Genomic DNA, 16,142 nt, shown 5'->3' on the forward strand with positions numbered 1-16,142 from the left:
ACGGGATTTGAAACCTTCTCCAATCATTTTTGGACGTTTCCGGTTGTATTGGTTGGATAACAAATACGTAAGAAATATGTATCAGAAAGGACCGATAGTTTTCATCAGCGATGATGAAGACGACCAATTGATCTTCAAGCCAATTTTAGAGGAGCTGGCTCCCATGAGTGATATTATTTTTTTTAACGATGGACATGAGGCTATCGAGTACCTGAAAATAACCCCCGAGCGACCGTTCCTGATTATTTCGGAAGTGAGTATGCAGGTGGTTAATGGTCTTGAACTACGCCGACAGATCGAAGCCGACAGCAAGCTACGTCGGCGGGCAATTCCATTTATATTTTTTACCCATCCGGTGTACCGGCATCTGGTTGAGGAAGCCTACGAACTAACTATTCAGGGGTTCTTCGAAAAGAAACAAAGCGTAGAAGAAATGCGCACTCAGTTGGATGCCATTGTGCGGTATTGGTCTGATTGCCTGCACCCTAACCGTTTTGCCGAGCACGAATAGGTGTAGGCACACTGACCTTAAGTATGAACAAAAAGCCCGACACGTGAATGTGCCGGGCTTTTTGTTAGGAATGGCTGGGGGCAGGGTCTTCTGGTTTGTTTTTCCGACGTTGCCGGAGAGCCTCGAGGCCCTTTTTCCCGTAAGCAAGCCGCGTAATGGCCACGTACAGCACCGGCACCACAAAAATGGCCAGCGAGGTAGCCGCCAGCATCCCGCCCAGTACCGTACGGCCAATTGTAACGCGGGCTACGCCACCTGCTCCAGAAGCAATTGCCAGCGGCACTACGCCGAGAATAAACGCCAGCGAGGTCATCAGAATAGGCCGGAGCCGCAACCGAACCGCTTCGATGGTCGATTCTAGGAGGTCTTCGCCCCGGTCTACGCGCTCCTTGGCAAACTCCACAATCAGAATGGCGTTTTTAGCGGCCAGACCAATGAGCGTAATCAGACCAATCTGCGCGTAAATATTATTGGTCAGGTAGGGGAAAAGGGTCAAGGCCAGAATAGCCCCCAAGGCACCAATTGGTACCGAAAGCAACACCGAAAACGGCACCGACCAGCTTTCGTACAGAGCTGCCAGAAATAGAAACACAAATCCGATGCTGAGCGCAAAAATGTAGACTGAGCTATTCCCCGCGCTGATTTCTTCGCGGCTAAGGCCCGAAAAGTCGTACGAGTATCCGGCGGGCAACACCTGAGCCGCTACCTCGCGGAGGACATCGTTGGCCTGGCTACTGCTGTACCCCGGTTTAGCCCCGCCGTTCAGCTCCACCGACCGAAACAGGTTGAAGTGGGAAATGAGTGGGGCATTTTCAATCACTTTGGTCTGAATGACGTTGCTGATCGGAATAAGCTGCCCACTTGCATTGCGGACGTAAAACTGATTCAGGTTCCGAACGTCGCTCCGGTACAGGGTGTCGGCCTGGGCCACAACCCTGAATTTACGGCCGTAGATAATGAAATCGTTGACGTACTGGCTCCCCAAAAACGTTTGAATGGTTCGGTAGACATTAGACACCGAAACGCCCAGTCGTTTGCATTTCTCCCTGTCAACCTCAACTCGGTAGGCGGGTGCTTTGGCCGTGAAATACGTGAACGCCCGGCCAATTTCGGGTCGCTTGGCGGCTTCGGCGAGGAAGTTTTGCACCACCGCATCGAACGCCCGCACATCGTCGGCGGTCTCACGTTGCTGAATCTGAAACGTGAAGCCCGACGACTGACCCAGGCCCGGAATGGCGGGGGGCTGCACTACCTGCACCCGGGCGTCGTACAGGCCCGCGAGCGCCCGTTGTAGCTTCGGCACCAGCGAGTCGGCCTGCATACTTCGCTCCTTGCGTTCGGCCCAGGGTTTCAGCTGAATAAACACCGTACCACTGTTCGATTTCGATGCGAACGTGATGGCGTTGAGGCCACCCAATGCCGAGAAGTGGGCTACATACGGTTGCTTTTTGAGCGTATCCATCACCGCCCGGAGTACCTCCAGACTGCGGGTAGTAGAGGCTGCTTCCGGGATTTCGTAGGTCACGATCAACCGACCTTCGTCCTCCGTCGGGATAAACCCGGTTGGTTTTGCCCGAAAGAGTAGTCCGGTGCCAACGTACAGCACAACCAGCCCCACAATCACAAGGGGTGTGGCTTTGATAAGTCGCTGCACACTCGCCGAGTACGCATTGGTAACCCGGTCGAACCAGCCATTGAACCGGTAAAAAAACTTGTTTAGCCCTTTCGATTGTGCGTCGATGTGCATAGGCCGGAGCAGCAGCGTACACAGGGCGGGCGTCAGCGTGAGGGCCACAAAGGCCGAAATCAACACCGACACGGCAATGGTTATGGCAAACTGCTGGTACAACCGCCCCACAATGCCCGGAATAAAGCCCACCGGTACGAATACAGCCGCCAGAATGAGGGCAATGGCAATTACCGGTGCCGATATCTCGCGCATGGCTTCCACCGTGGCTTCGTAGGGAGTCATGCCTTTGTCGATGTTGGCCTGCACGGCCTCGACCACCACAATGGCGTCGTCGACCACGATACCGATGGCCAGTACGAAGGCAAACAAGGTGAGGGTATTGACCGTAAAGCCGAGTGGCACAAACAGGGCAAACGTCCCGATAATCGACACCGGAATGGCCAGTAGGGTAATGAGCGTGGCCCGCCAGCTTTGCAGAAACAGAAACACGACCAGAATCACCAGCACCAGCGCTTCGGCCAGTGTCTTGATAACCTCCGAAATAGAAACCTGAATCACCGACACTGATTCAAACGGCACCACGTAATCCACGTCTTTCGGAAACGTCTTTTTGAGGTTGTCCATAGCGGCATATACCCCTTTGGCCGTTTCGAGGGCGTTGCTGCCCGGCAATTGGTAAATGAGCAGATAAGCCGCCCGGTTGCCATCTACAAACGAGTTGTTGGCGTACGAGAACTTACCCAACTGCACCCGCGCCACGTCTTTCAAATACACCAGCGACCCCCGCGCCGGGTCGGAGCGAACCACAATCTGGTTAAACTCCTCCTCTTTGCTGAGTCGGCTGTTGGTGAAAACGGTGTACTCAAATGCCTGTGAACTGGGTTGCGGAGGTGCCCCCACCGAGCCGCCGGCCACTTGCAGGTTTTGCTCCTGAAGGGCCGCAATGACATCGTCGGCGGTGAGGCCAAGCTGGGCCAGCCGGTCGGGCTTCATCCAGATTCGCATACTGAAGTCGTCGGCCCGGCTGAAAATATCGCCTACTCCTTCAACCCGCAACAGGGCGTCGCGGATATAGATGTTGGCGTAGTTGTCCAGAAACGAAACATTGTGCGAGCCTTTAGGCGAATAAATGGCCACCAGCATGAATAGCGATGGATTACGCTTCCGTACGGTTACGCCCAGCCGGGTCACTTCCTCAGGTAATTGCGGCTGGGCAATACCGACCCGGTTCTGCACATCGAGGGCGGCAATATTCACGTCGGTGCCCACGTCGAAGGTCACGTTCATGCTCATCCGACCGTCGTTGGTGGCATTGGTTTGCACGTACGACATGCCGGGGGTGCCGTTCACCTGCGTTTCGATGGGGGTAGCTACGGTTTGCTCCACCGTTTGGGCATCGGCACCCGTGTAGGTTGCCGAAACTTGTACTACGGGGGGCGTAATATCGGGATATTGGCTGACGGGCAGGCTCAGCAGAGCCAGCGTGCCAAGGGCCACAATAACCACCGAAATCACGATGGCCATGACCGGCCGTTTTATGAAGATTTCTGCAAACATAGATCTGTGCAGGAGTGAGGAGATAGGAGTGAGGAGTGAGAATACTGACACTTACGCTTGTGGCGGAGCATTCTCACTCCTCACTCCTATCTCCTCACTCCTCTTTAATTTACTTTTACCCGCGCTCCTTCCCGGATTTTCTGGGTGCCCTCGGTCACGACCAGCTCACCTTCATTGAGGCCGCCTTTGACAATTACTTTGTCGTTGATGCGCGCACCGAGGGTTAGTTTTTTCTGGGTCACCTTGCTGCTGTCGCCCACGACAAATACAAAGTATTCGCTCATTTGCTCCGTTACGGCTTTGTACGGAATAAGCAGTTGGGGCTCACCGGTGCTGTTTTTTACCCGGAGGTTGGCGTTGAGGCCCACCTTGAGCTGACGGTTTGGGTTCGGAAACGCAACCCGGACGCGGAGGGTACCCGTTTGCGGGTCAACCGCCCGGTCGACAATGCGGACCGTGCCGGGGTACGGGTAGCGGCTACCGTCGGGCATTACCAGAACCAGCGTTGAGTCGCGGCTGGTGTTTTTAGCGGTTTGCAGGCGTAAAAAACGCCCAATTTGTCCTTCATCAACCTGCACATCGGCGGCAATGGGGTTGTCCGACGAGATGGTGTTGAGAGGGGCGGTGCCCGGTGCCACAGCTGCACCCATACGCACCTGCGAGATACCGATGGTGCCGTCGAGCGGAGCGTAGATGGTTGTGTATTTGAGGTTGGTGGCTACGGCGTCAATGCCCGCTTGGGCGGCTGCTACCTGCATCCGGGCGGCCTCGAGGGTAGCGTTGGCGTTGTCTACGAGTTGCCGGGCCACCGCATCCTGCTGCGCCAGGGTGTTGTACCGGTCGGCGTCTTTCTGGGCGCGGTTGAGATTCGCTTTTTGCACGTTCAGGTTCGCAACGGCCTGATCGTATCCTGCCCGGTACTGTTGCGGGTCGATGGTGTACAGTTTTTGCCCTTTCCGCACCACCTGCCCATCCTGAAAGAAAACACCGGTGATATTGCCCGCCACCTGCGGCAGCACATCGACTTCGAGCAAGGCCGTGATTGTGGCCGGAAATTCGTCGTAGTAAACGGCATCGCCTTTGGTAGCGCGTACGGCACTCACAAGGGTGGGAGGGGGAGGCCCCTGCTTTTGCTCATTTTTTTGCCCACCACAGGCAATGGCAAACAGGCAGATGGCTGTCAAAGACAGAGTCTGGATGTGTGGTTTCATGGTCAAACGAATCAAAACGAAATAGTCCCTAACGCCCGCTGAACATCTAATTTGCTGATGAGCACCTGATACAGAGCGTTGAATACGTTGAGTCGGGCCGTGCGCAGGTCGGCCTCGGCAATGGTCACATCGAGGTAGGTTTTGATCCCCGAACGGTACTGAAGGTTGATAATGCGGTACACATCCTGCGCCAGCTGGAGGTTTTCCTGGAGGGCGAGGTAGTTGGCCAGATTGCCTTTGTAGTTCGACAGGGCCTGGGCGTATTCGGCATCAATAGCGCTCACCAAAGCCGTGCGGTCCCACCGGAGCCTGTCGACCTGCAACTCGGCAATGCGTAGCTGTTGCACCCGCCGGCCACCCTGAAAAATCGGAAACAGCACCGACAGACCAATCAGTGAATTCGGAAAAGCCTGACTGTAGAGCTGCGTAAACGCGTTGTTCTGAAACAGCAGGTTGTAATTGGCGTTGGCGTTGACCGTGGGTAGGTAGGCCCAGCGATTGTATTGCACGTTGGCGTCGAGCAGGCGTCCCTGAGTTTGTAGCAACTGGTACTCAATGCGGTTCTGGGGATCAACGAGCAAGTTGGTATCGAGCGCAGCCTCATTGGCAAGTTGCAGGGTGTCGTACGTCAGCCTGATTCGCTCGTTGGGCGGATAGCCCATGTACTGTTTCAGAATTTGCTGTTTGGCACCCACCTGATCCTGAAACTGTTTGCGTTGCGCAACGGCATTGTTGAGGGCAATGCGGGCGCGTTGGGCGTCGGTTTTATCCACCACCCCGCTCTGATACTGATTGGTGGCATCCTGCAGGCTGCGTTGCAAGCGGGTGATGTCTTCGTTCAGAATATCAACCTGTCGTTGTGTCAGAATCACGTCGTAGAACGCCTTGCTCACGTTCACCACCACATCGATCTTGTTCTGGGCCGTAACCTGAGTAGCCTGCACCCGGTAGGCATCGGCGGTGCGGTTGGCCAGCAGTACGTCGCGGTTAAAAATCGCCTGCGACAATGAGAACGATACCGACGACGTGTTTCGGGCACCCAGAGCCACTGGTCGGCGTTCGCCTGTGTTGGCATCTGGGATAAGCGTGACCGGTAGTTGTAGGTTATGCACCAGATTGTACCCGGCATTCAGTTGCGGAAGCCAGCCTGCCTGTGCAGAGCGTACGGTTCTGTCGGCTATTTTCTGATCAATGACCGACTGCCGGAGAAGGGGCTGATTTTCCAGTGCGTATTGGATGCAATCGGATAGGGGGGCTCGCTGGGTTAAAGCATCGGTCGATTTTTGACCAAAAACCATGTGCAGGCATCCGGTTCCTAGGCCGAGAAGCAGCGTCAACCAACTTTTTTTCATAACGGAGTGAACGAACAAGGGCACCCCGCTGCCAGTTGGTCAACGGGGTGTACTATCCGATAACTACCGGGTACTACCTTTTTGTTCAGCAACCAGGCGGCCCTACCGTCGGCCTGCCGGGGGTAAAAGGGGGCTGTCGGGAGCCTGAAGCCCGAAACACAGCCAGTTAGGGTTAGTGAAAATTTTTAAAAAGTTGTGGGCTAACGCGCCTTTGACCGTCTTAAATAGACAACCCAAACCCTGTCGGTGGTCGAAGACCCGGACAGTGGTTTGGGTTGTTACTTCAGGCTTCCGTACAGAAGCAGGTTGTGTATTGAGTAGTCAAGCAGAGTTAAATGGAGAATGAACAATGTACAATGTATAATGAGTGGCTGATTGTCAACAGATAGCCTAATGACGCATTGTACATTGTTCAATCACTTACTTCTGCAACTCCAGCAGCAGGGCCGTTTGGGCTGGCACGTTGAGCGTGGTGAGGTTTGAGATTACCTCGCCCGTCAGCACATTGCGAGCGCGGCTGTAGCCTCTCAGGCGCTCGGCAAAACGGGCGGTTTCAACGGTTGCGTCTTTTTTGCCGCTGTTCATAAACACCATCACGGTTTGGGCGTCGGTGTAACGAGCGTAGGCATACACGTTGTTTTGGGGCAGAAACTGCATCAGCTTGCCCGTTTTCAGGGCCGCCGACTGCTTGCGGTACTGACCCAGCTGCCGCACAAAATCAAACACGTCGTTTTCGACTTTGGTACGCCCGGCAGCCGTGAATTTGTTCGCTTTATCGTCGGCAAAGCCCCCCGGAAAATCCCGGCGAACCTCGGCATCAGAGGGGTCTTTAAAGTTCTTCATCAGCACTTCGGTTCCGTAGTAAATCTGCGGAATACCCCGGCTCGTCATCAGAAACACCAGCCCCATTTTAAACTTGTTCATGTCCTCGCCAATCACTGAGAAATACCGGTCGGTGTCGTGGTTATCGAGGAAAATAAGGTTGCGCGATGCGTCTTTGTACAGATAATCCTGCGCCAGTACACTGTACACCGTTTCGGGATTGTCGCGCTTAAGGGTTTCGTTCAGGGCGTTGTAGACCTGAAAATCCATGCCACCGGGCAGGTTGCATTTAAACGATGATTCGATGTTGTTGCGGGTGAAATAGGCCTGATTCGGTACGCTGCCTACCCACGACTCGCCAAACAGGTGAATGTTCGGGAAGTTGTCGAGCAAAGCCTGATTGCACCGGTTCATAAACGCCAAATCGTTGTAAATGTACGTGTCGATGCGCCAGGCGTCGATGCCGAACTCTTCGACCGTCCAGAGGGCGTGCTGAATGAGGTAGTTGGCCACTACCGGGTTTTTCTGGTTCAGGTCGGGCAGGTGAGGCACAAACCAGCCGTCGAGGGTCACTTTTTTGTCCAGTTCCGACGCGTACGGGTCCAGCAGGGGCTGATCTTTATACGACGTATTGGTGTACGTCGGCCATTGATTGAGCCAGTCTTTGGCCGGCATGTCCTTGAGCAGCCAATGGTTGGCCCCCACGTGGTTGTACACCGCGTCCTGAATAATCTTGATGCCTTTTTTGTGGGCCTCGTTCACCAGTTTCTTGTAGGCCTCATTGCCGCCCAGCCGCCGGTCTACCCGGTAATGGTCGGTGAAACCGTACCCGTGGTAAGCCGAGCGCATGGCACCGCCCTCGTTGGTCAGGGGCTGATCGTTTTCGATAACCGGGTTGAGCCAAAGGGCCGTTACGCCCAGCTCGTTGAAGTAGTCGAGGTGGTTGATAATGCCCTGCAAATCGCCCCCGTGCCGGTAGTATGGGTTGTTTCGGTCGGCGTTAGGGTCGGCCATATCGGGAAACTTGTCGTTGGAGGGGTCGCCGTTTGAGAACCGGTCGGGCAAAATTAGGTACACCAGATCGGCCGAGGTGAGGCCCTGCACACGGTCGCGGCTCCGGTCGCGGGCGGCAATCCGGTAGTTGTGCGTAATGGTTTGTCCGCCTACCGTAAACAGGAGCGGAACAGTCCCCGGCTTAGTCGTTGGGGCAATGGTCAGGTCAACCGCGACGTAGTTGGTGTTGGGTAAAGAAGTGATTTTGCCAACCGTGATGCCCGGATACCGCGTACTCACCTTCGCTTTGCTCAGGTTTTTACCGTACACCAGCAGCTGGAGTTTAGGGTCTTTCATGCCCACCCACCAGTTGGTTGGGTCAACCCGTTGAATACGAGCATCCTGCGCCAGAAGCGTAGCGGCCGAAAGCCCCAGCAGGCAAAGCAGGGTTACACAGAATTGTTTCATAAAATTGGTAAAAGATACCCGACAAATGTACTAAAGGGAAATGAGACCCGGATAATGCGCGGCTCTCGTAACCCAGTAGTCGAGTGACCGGTGCACGACTTGGTCGAGTTTTCGAGGTACTTACGGGATTCCCGTCTTAATTTTGCCGTATGAATACCACCGTTGCGAAGCCTAAGCTGGATAAGCTGGTCATCTATCAGATATTTACCCGCCTGTTTGGCAATCAGAACACAACCAATCACCGCAATGGGACATTGGCCCAGAACGGAGTTGGTAAGTTTACCGATATTGACGAGCGTGCCCTCACGGACCTTCGCGCGTTTGGGGCCACGCATATCTGGTACACGGGTATTCTGGAACACGCCACTGCCACGGATTATTCGGCCTTCGGCATCCGCCCCGACGACCCGTCGGTGGTTAAAGGACTGGCGGGTTCGCCGTATGCCGTTAAGGACTATTACGATGTTGACCCCGACATGGCCGTCGATGTGCCCAACCGCATGGCCGAGTTTGAAGAGCTGCTCAAGCGCACACAGGCCCACGGACTGAAGGTAATCATCGACTTTGTACCCAACCACGTAGCGCGGCAGTACCACTCGGACACAAAACCGGGGGGCGTGCGCGATTTGGGTGAGGCCGACGACACCCAACAGGCATTTTCGACCCAGAACAACTTTTATTACCTCCCCGGCCGTCAGTTTGTGACGCCGGCTTGTGAGCCCGACCGCCAGCAAATCCGCGAATATCCGGCTAAAGTGACCGGTTCCGGCTCACTCACCGAATCCCCCAGTATTGATGACTGGTACGAAACCGTGAAGCTCAACTACGGTCTCGATGTGTTCAATGGCTGGGTTGGCCATTTCGACCCGCCCCCGGCTACCTGGCATCAGATGCTCGATATTCTCCTGTTTTGGGCCGCCAAAGGGGTAGACGGGTTTCGGTGCGACATGGCCCACCTGATTCCCGTCCAGTTTTGGCAATGGGCCATTGGGCAGGTGAAAAGCCGGTATCCGCATCTGATATTCATCGCCGAAATCTACGACCCCGGTCTGTACCGGCGGTTTATCTTCGAAGGGGGCTTCGACTATCTGTACGATAAAGTAGGCTTGTACGACTCGCTCCGGCGGCTCATGGAAGGGCATGGTTCGTGCCACGACATCACCCGCGTGTGGCAGCAGGAGTCGGGCGATTTTAGCGAACATATGCTCCGTTTTCTCGAAACGCACGACGAGCAACGCATTGCCTCGCGGTTTTTTGCCGGAAACCCCTGGATTGCTGTACCGGCAATGGTGGTTACGGCCACCTTACACACGGGGCCTCTGTTGCTGTATTTCGGGCAGGAGCTGGGGGTTCGGGCCGAGGGGAGCGAAGGATTTAGTGGCGACGATGGCCGGACTACGATTTTCGATTATTGGGGCATTCCCGAATGGCAGGACTATCTGCGGTCGGGGTTTGATAACACGGCCCTCTCGCCCGATGGACAACGGCTTAAAGCCTTTTATGGGCGGCTGAATGCACTGGTCAATGGGTCCGACGCTATTCAGAACGGCGCTTTTTACGATTTGCAGTGGGCCAATAACCAGACTCCCGGCTACAATGGCAACCGGCTGTATGCGTACCTGCGGCACACCCCGCAGCAGCGCTTATTGATTGTGTGCAATTTTGACCGGGAGCAATGGGCCAACACTACGATTCATATTCCGGGCCATGCCTGGCAAACCATGCAACTCGACGAAACGGCGCCCTACCGGTTTGTCGATGTATTTGGTGCCGATTTTGATGCGGAGGTAGTCCCTTCGTCGGGCGTACCGGTGACTTTGCCTCCGCTTGGCGTCTTAATCCTTGACATCCGGTAGTTTACGATTTCATGCTTGCATTAACCCACCGAGCCTATGCATAACTATTACCTGTTTTTGTTTCAAATCCTGTGGGCCTCCGCTGTGATGGCCCAAACCCTGCCCGAGCCCCGCGAGTTGGCTTCGGCCTCAGGGCCAACTGTTTCGGAGACGGTGATAGGCGTAGGACGGCTGTTTCTGGGTAAACCCTACGTACCCCATACGCTCGACAAATCCGACACCGAGCAACTGGTGGTCAATGTGGGGGAGTTCGATTGCACCACCTTTGTCGAAACGGCCATGGCGCTTACATTGGCGTGGCACGAAGTAGCCGACAAGAAAAATGGCCCACAAATCGAAACGCTGTTTCGGAAGCAGCTAACCCGAATCCGGTATCGAAACGGACAAATAGACGGGTACGCCAGTCGGTTGCACTATTTCTCGGAATGGCTACGCGACAACGAACGAAAAGGCATTTTACAGGATGTCACGTCATTACTGACGGGCCATGTGCGGGTATCGAAGCCGTTGTCGTACATGACGGCCAAAACGCATAAGTATCCGGCTTTGCAGAACCCAGCGGTGTACAAACAGATTGCTCAGATTGAAACGGCGCTGAGTCAGGAGCGATTTGCGTTTGTGCCGAAGAAAAACCTGCGTCAGGCAGAGAACAACCTGCGCGATGGCGATATTATTATGCTAACCGCGTCGCGGCCCGGCCTCGATATGAAGCACTGTGGGTTTGCCGTTTGGCAAAATGGCCGGGTGCATCTGTTGCACGCATCGTCGGATCTGGGGCGTGTCGTACTCACGAGCCAGCCGCTTACCGAGTACGTACTGGCCAATCGCTGGCTATCGGGTATTCGGGTGGCTCGTTTCAAGCCCGCCGGTAGCCCGCTCACAGCCAGTGCAGAGTGAGCCAGTTGCGTTTAGCCATAAAAAAGGGGCGTAGCAATCTGCTACGCCCCTTTTTTATGGCTGATTTGGATTTACCTGCAAGTGCACGATGAATCCAAAAACCGAACGATTACAGGTTAGCCACAACCGCCCGAACTTTCTCGGCCGCTTCTTTCAGCTCCACTGCCGACTGAACTTTCAGCCCTGATTCGTCGATAATCTTTGCGCCTTCGGCCGCGTTGGTGCCCTGCAAACGAACGATGATCGGAACCGGAATATCACCGATTGCTTTATAGGCTTCAACGACACCCGTTGCCACGCGGTCGCAACGAACGATACCTCCAAAAATGTTGATCAGGATGGCTTTTACGTTCGGGTCTTTCAGGATAATACGGAAGCCAGCCTCAACGGTTTTAGCGTTGGCACCACCCCCTACGTCGAGGAAGTTAGCCGGCTCACCACCCGACAGCTTGATAATGTCCATTGTGGCCATGGCCAAACCGGCGCCGTTTACCATACAGCCCACGTTACCGTCGAGCTTCACATAGTTCAGGTCGTTCGATGAGGCTTCAACTTCGAGGGGATCTTCCTCCGTGATGTCGCGGAGATTAGCCAGATCTGGGTGACGGTAGAGGGCGTTGTCGTCGAGGTTTACCTTGGCATCAACGGCCAAGATTTTGTTGTCCGACGTTTTCAGAACGGGATTGATCTCAAACATCGAGGCATCCGTATCAACGTACGCCTTATAAAGCGACGTTACGAACTTCACCATCTCTTTGAATGCTTCGCCCTGCAAGCCGAGGCCGAACGCGATTTTACGAGCCTGGAAAGCCTGAAGACCAACCGCCGGGTCGATCCACTCTTTCACAATTTTCTCCGGCGTTTTTTCGGCAACCTCTTCAATGTCCATACCGCCTTCGGTGCTGGCCATGATTACGTTGCAGGCCTTCGAGCGGTCGAGCAGGATACCCAGATACATTTCTTTAGGCTCCGATTCGCCGGGGTAGAATACGTCCTGGGCTACCAGTACCTTATTTACTTTCTTGCCTTCTGGACCCGTTTGGTGCGTTACAAGCACTTTGCCGATCAGGTTTTCGGAAATCTGGCGTACGTCTTCGACCGATTTAGCCAGGGCCACACCCCGCTGCTCTGATCCCTGAACCTTACCTTTACCGCGCCCACCGGCGTGAATCTGAGATTTCACCACGACAAACTTGGAGTTGGTCTGCGCCATAATCTGCTTGGCGGCCTCAACGGCTTTGTCGGGTGATTCGGCAACAATGCCTTCCTGGATTCGAACGCCGTAGCGCTTTAAAATTTCTTTACCCTGATACTCGTGTATATTCATGACGGATGCAACCGCTTTAGCGGCCCGAAAGGAATGTTGAAAACACTAATTTTGCGCGGCAATTTACTACGCAATAAGCAGTGAACAGTAGGCAGTGAACAGTTTTTTCAGTTATCAATGCATAACAAACGCGTATTCACCGGTAACTTTCGAGGGTACACCGTTCGCTGTTCACGGTTCGTTGTTCACGTATAACTCATTTATGACCCCCATTCTCACCGCTTCCAATATTCAACGTTCGTACGGTACATTGCCCGTTTTGCGGGGCATCGACCTCACCATCCACTCCGGCGAAATTGTGTCCATTGTGGGGGCGTCGGGTGCCGGCAAAAGTACCTTGCTGCATATTCTGGGTACCCTCGACCGGCCCGATGCGGGCGATGTTGTTCTGGCCAACCAGAACGTATTTGCGTTGAACGATAATCAATTGGCCCGTTTTCGGAACGAGAAGATTGGGTTTGTCTTCCAGTTTAATAATCTGCTCCCTGAGTTTACGGCGCTCGAAAATGTGTGTCTGCCGGGATTTATTGCGGGCAAACCCGAACGTGAGGTGCGCGAGCGGGCGCAGGCCTTGCTACAAACGCTTGGCCTGCCCGACCGGGGAGGGCATTTCCCATCGCAGATGTCGGGCGGTGAGCAGCAGCGCACCGCCGTTGCCCGTGCGCTGATTAATCAGCCAGCCGTTGTGTTTGCCGATGAGCCCAGCGGGAATCTCGATTCGCACAATGCGGAAGAACTACACAAGCTCTTTTTCAACCTGCGCGATAATTTTGGGCAAACCTTTATCATTGTCACGCACAACGAAGCCCTCGCTGATTTGGCTGATCGGAAGATTGTCATTCGAGATGGGCAGGTCAACCCTCCCGAGGTGGAATAGGAGGGGCCTAACTGACTCATTTTGTGAATCCTCAGGCGTGTTTTTGTCCGGGTTTTAGGTGAAGTTGAACCTGTGTTGTGTCCATTAATTAGATTTTAATTATTTTTAAGATTCTAATAAACAGGAAGTTATACTTTTGTTGAAAAATTTCTACAGTGTGGAAAACCTTTCATAGTCCCTTTTGTTATATAATTGCGTCGAAAAGAAAAGTTTTTCATAACGTTGAGTAAATCAGAAAGCCAAGAGAGAGTCTCGCTTGGCTTTTTCGTTTTTTATAGGGTACCCAAACAAAAGGAGGCCGGTCAGAAGGGGTAAAACTACCACACTCTGACCGGCCTCCTTTTGTTTGGACCTTAAGTACCCCCGTTGTATTAGTTGGTATACACCCGATACTCCCAGGGCTTGAGGGTAATGGTCATCCCCGGTTTCATTTCTGATGAAGTGCGGGTAAAAATTTCCATAAAGGTACCTTCGTAGCCTGCTCCTTCGAGCCGGGTGGTTACGGGTTTATCCGACAAGTTGAGCACAACCGTAACCTGATCATTGTCTTTTTTGCGGTAAAACGCGTAGACTTTGTCGTCGTCGCCGGTTTGAATCTTGACAGCTTTGCCGCCTGCCTGACCGTTCCAGAGGGCACGGTTTCGGTGTTTGAGGGTTAGCAATGACTTAAAAAAGTCGGTTTTGCTGTACGTGCCCCAGGGAATCGAGTCTTTCTCGAAGAAAGCCAGCCGCTTGTTCAGGTTCGATTCCATCCCGTTGTAAACCAGGGGCATCCCGTCGATGGTATGGCTCAGCACCACAAAGGCGTCGGCTCCTTCTTTGAACGATTCGGTGAGGGTGCCATTCCACGAGTTTTCGTCGTGATTCTGCAAAAACTGCATCTGGTAAAACCATTTCGGAAACCGCTTCTGGTTAAGCACGATCATGGAGTCGATTACGGTAGCCGGGCGGGCTCCCTGCGCTACGGCCTTCATGACCGTGTGCATACCCCATGCGTAGTTGGCGTTGAAGCAGCTAGAAAAATGACCGGGTTCGTCTTCCCATTCGGCCAGCATGAACACGGTTTTAATCTTATCGAGGGCCGGGCGGACTTCCTGCCAGAAATCGTCGGGCACGAACCCCGCGACATCGCACCGGAACCCGTCTATATCGCATTCCCGCACCCAGAACGACATGGCGTCGATCATGGCCTTACGCAGATTCGGGTTGTCGTAATCCAGATCCACCACATCGGTCCAATCAGTCGGCTTGCCGGTTTTCGGATCGAGTGGGGTGGTCATTTTTCCTTTTACTTTCGTGTAGTAATCGGGGTGTTCGGTAATCCATTTGTGGTCCCAGCCGGTGTGGTTCGGAATCCAGTCCAGAATAACCCGCAGGCCCAGCGCGTGGGCTCGCTGCACCAGTGCTTTGAAGTCGTCGAGGGTGCCATACTCCGGGTTGACCGACATATAATCGGCTACAGCATAGGGGCTACCAAGCGGCCCCTTTTTATTTTTTAGGCTGATGGGGTAGATCGGCATGAGCCAGACAATATCGACGCCCAGCTCTTTCAGCCGAGGCAATTGCGCTGTAACGGCCTTGAAGGTCCCCTCCCGCGAAAACTGCCGGGTGTTTACTTCGTAGATTGTTGCATTTTTGGCCCAATCGGGTGCGGGTGGAGCCTGCCCAAACTGAACCGTAGTGGTATCGGCAGGGGTAGTGCTCGTTTCCGTCTGGTCGGTTTGCGTTGAGTTTTTACAGCCTCCGGTTAGTATCAACAGGCTCAGCGCACTGGCCAGCAAGTACTTCGTCATATAGGTTAGTCGCAAGATCGTTCGTAGGTAAGAACAAATATTAAGCCATCGGAGAAGGTTGTGGCGCAAAGGGCCGTTCTTTTAGGGTCCGGATAGCCGCAGCCGGGTCGTCGGCCTTGAATACCGAAGTACCTGCCACAAATACATCGGCACCGGCTTCGGCCAGGGCTGTGATCGTATTCAGGTCTACGCCCCCGTCAACTTCAATCAGGGCGGGGCTCTGATGTTCGGTCAGCAACCGGCGCATTTTACGTACCTTCTGAATCGAGGCTGGTACCAGTTTCTGACCGCCAAAACCGGGGTTAATGGTCATCACCAGCACCTGATCGATCGAATCGAGTACGTCCTCAATAGCGGTTACGGGGGTTTGCAGATTCAGGGCCACACCGGCCTTGCAACCCAGTTCGCGGATGCGGGTAAGCGTGCGGTGCAGGTGCGTACAGGCTTCGTAATGAACCGTGATGGTAGCGGCTCCCGCTTTAGCAAACTGCTCCAGGTAGCGGTCGGGCTGCACAATCATGAGATGCACGTCGAGAGGTTTTCGGGCGTGTTTCTGGATGGCTTCCAGCACCGGAAAGCCAAACGAAATGTTGGGCACAAACTCGCCATCCATGATATCGATATGAAACCAGTCGGCGTCGCTGTGGTTAATCAATTCCACATCGCGTTGCAGATTGGCAAAATCGGCCGCCAGAATTGACGGGGCAATAATCGGTTGGTTCATAGCTCATAACGGGGCAACGGCGAAAAAGAAGTCTGTTACCCCCCGAAACGTGCTTAGCGGTTAC

The 16,142-nt window shown here is 54.1% G+C and carries 11 protein-coding genes; 4 read left to right on the forward strand and 7 right to left on the reverse strand.

The window, feature by feature from the left end; translation table 11 throughout:
- The first annotated feature begins 76 nt into the window (after positions 1-76).
- Positions 77-511, forward strand: coding sequence for a response regulator (locus F5984_RS20925; RefSeq protein ID WP_185155602.1), 435 nt, complete (start codon positions 77-79; stop codon positions 509-511).
- 64 nt (positions 512-575) lie between these two features.
- Here the strand turns inward: F5984_RS20925 and F5984_RS20930 are convergent, their stop codons facing one another.
- The 4 genes from F5984_RS20930 to F5984_RS20945 all read right to left on the reverse strand — a co-directional run bounded on the left by F5984_RS20930 (position 576) and on the right by F5984_RS20945 (position 8,604).
- Positions 576-3,758 carry an efflux RND transporter permease subunit gene (locus F5984_RS20930; protein ID WP_152126172.1) on the reverse strand — a complete coding sequence of 1,061 codons (3,183 nt, stop codon included), beginning with the start codon at positions 3,756-3,758 and terminating at the stop codon, positions 576-578.
- A gap of 104 nt (positions 3,759-3,862) precedes the next feature.
- Positions 3,863-4,969, reverse strand: a complete 1,107-nt coding sequence (locus F5984_RS20935; RefSeq protein WP_152126173.1) for an efflux RND transporter periplasmic adaptor subunit — start codon at positions 4,967-4,969, stop codon at positions 3,863-3,865.
- An 11-nt stretch (positions 4,970-4,980) separates the two neighbouring features.
- A complete protein-coding gene (locus tag F5984_RS20940) occupies positions 4,981-6,321 on the reverse strand; it encodes a TolC family protein (protein ID WP_152126174.1) in 1,341 nt (446 codons plus the stop codon).
- 420 nt (positions 6,322-6,741) lie between these two features.
- A complete protein-coding gene (locus F5984_RS20945) occupies positions 6,742-8,604 on the reverse strand; it encodes a glycoside hydrolase family 13 protein (protein WP_152126175.1) in 1,863 nt (620 codons plus the stop codon).
- A 149-nt stretch (positions 8,605-8,753) separates the two neighbouring features.
- Here F5984_RS20945 and F5984_RS20950 point away from each other — a divergent pair, with 149 nt between their 5' ends.
- The gene (locus F5984_RS20950) at positions 8,754-10,460 is read left to right on the forward strand and encodes an alpha-amylase family glycosyl hydrolase (protein WP_152126176.1); all 1,707 of its coding nucleotides are present in this window, start codon (positions 8,754-8,756) and stop codon (positions 10,458-10,460) included.
- Between the two features lie 36 nt (positions 10,461-10,496).
- Positions 10,497-11,357 carry an N-acetylmuramoyl-L-alanine amidase-like domain-containing protein gene (locus F5984_RS20955; protein WP_152126177.1) on the forward strand — a complete coding sequence of 287 codons (861 nt, stop codon included), beginning with the start codon at positions 10,497-10,499 and terminating at the stop codon, positions 11,355-11,357.
- Positions 11,358-11,466: 109 nt separating this feature from the next.
- Here F5984_RS20955 and sucC read toward each other — a convergent pair whose 3' ends face one another.
- Positions 11,467-12,684: an ADP-forming succinate--CoA ligase subunit beta gene (gene sucC / locus F5984_RS20960; RefSeq protein ID WP_019986885.1), complete on the reverse strand. Its 1,218-nt coding sequence runs from the start codon at positions 12,682-12,684 to the stop codon at positions 11,467-11,469.
- A 202-nt stretch (positions 12,685-12,886) separates the two neighbouring features.
- On the opposite strand from sucC, the gene F5984_RS20965 reads away from it, so the two are divergent.
- Complete coding sequence (locus F5984_RS20965; protein WP_152126178.1) at positions 12,887-13,561, forward strand: ABC transporter ATP-binding protein; 675 nt, start codon at positions 12,887-12,889, stop codon at positions 13,559-13,561.
- Between the two features lie 371 nt (positions 13,562-13,932).
- Here the strand turns inward: F5984_RS20965 and F5984_RS20970 are convergent, their stop codons facing one another.
- On the reverse strand, positions 13,933-15,354 hold the full coding sequence (locus F5984_RS20970; RefSeq protein ID WP_152126179.1) for an alpha-amylase family glycosyl hydrolase: 1,422 nt from the start codon (positions 15,352-15,354) through the stop codon (positions 13,933-13,935).
- A 40-nt stretch (positions 15,355-15,394) separates the two neighbouring features.
- Positions 15,395-16,078: a ribulose-phosphate 3-epimerase gene (gene rpe / locus F5984_RS20975; RefSeq protein ID WP_152126180.1), complete on the reverse strand. Its 684-nt coding sequence runs from the start codon at positions 16,076-16,078 to the stop codon at positions 15,395-15,397.
- Positions 16,079-16,142 lie beyond the last annotated feature (64 nt).

The sequence above is a fragment of the Rudanella paleaurantiibacter genome (assembly GCF_009184635.1).
GTDB classification, from domain to species: Bacteria; Bacteroidota; Bacteroidia; order Cytophagales; family Spirosomataceae; genus Rudanella; species Rudanella paleaurantiibacter.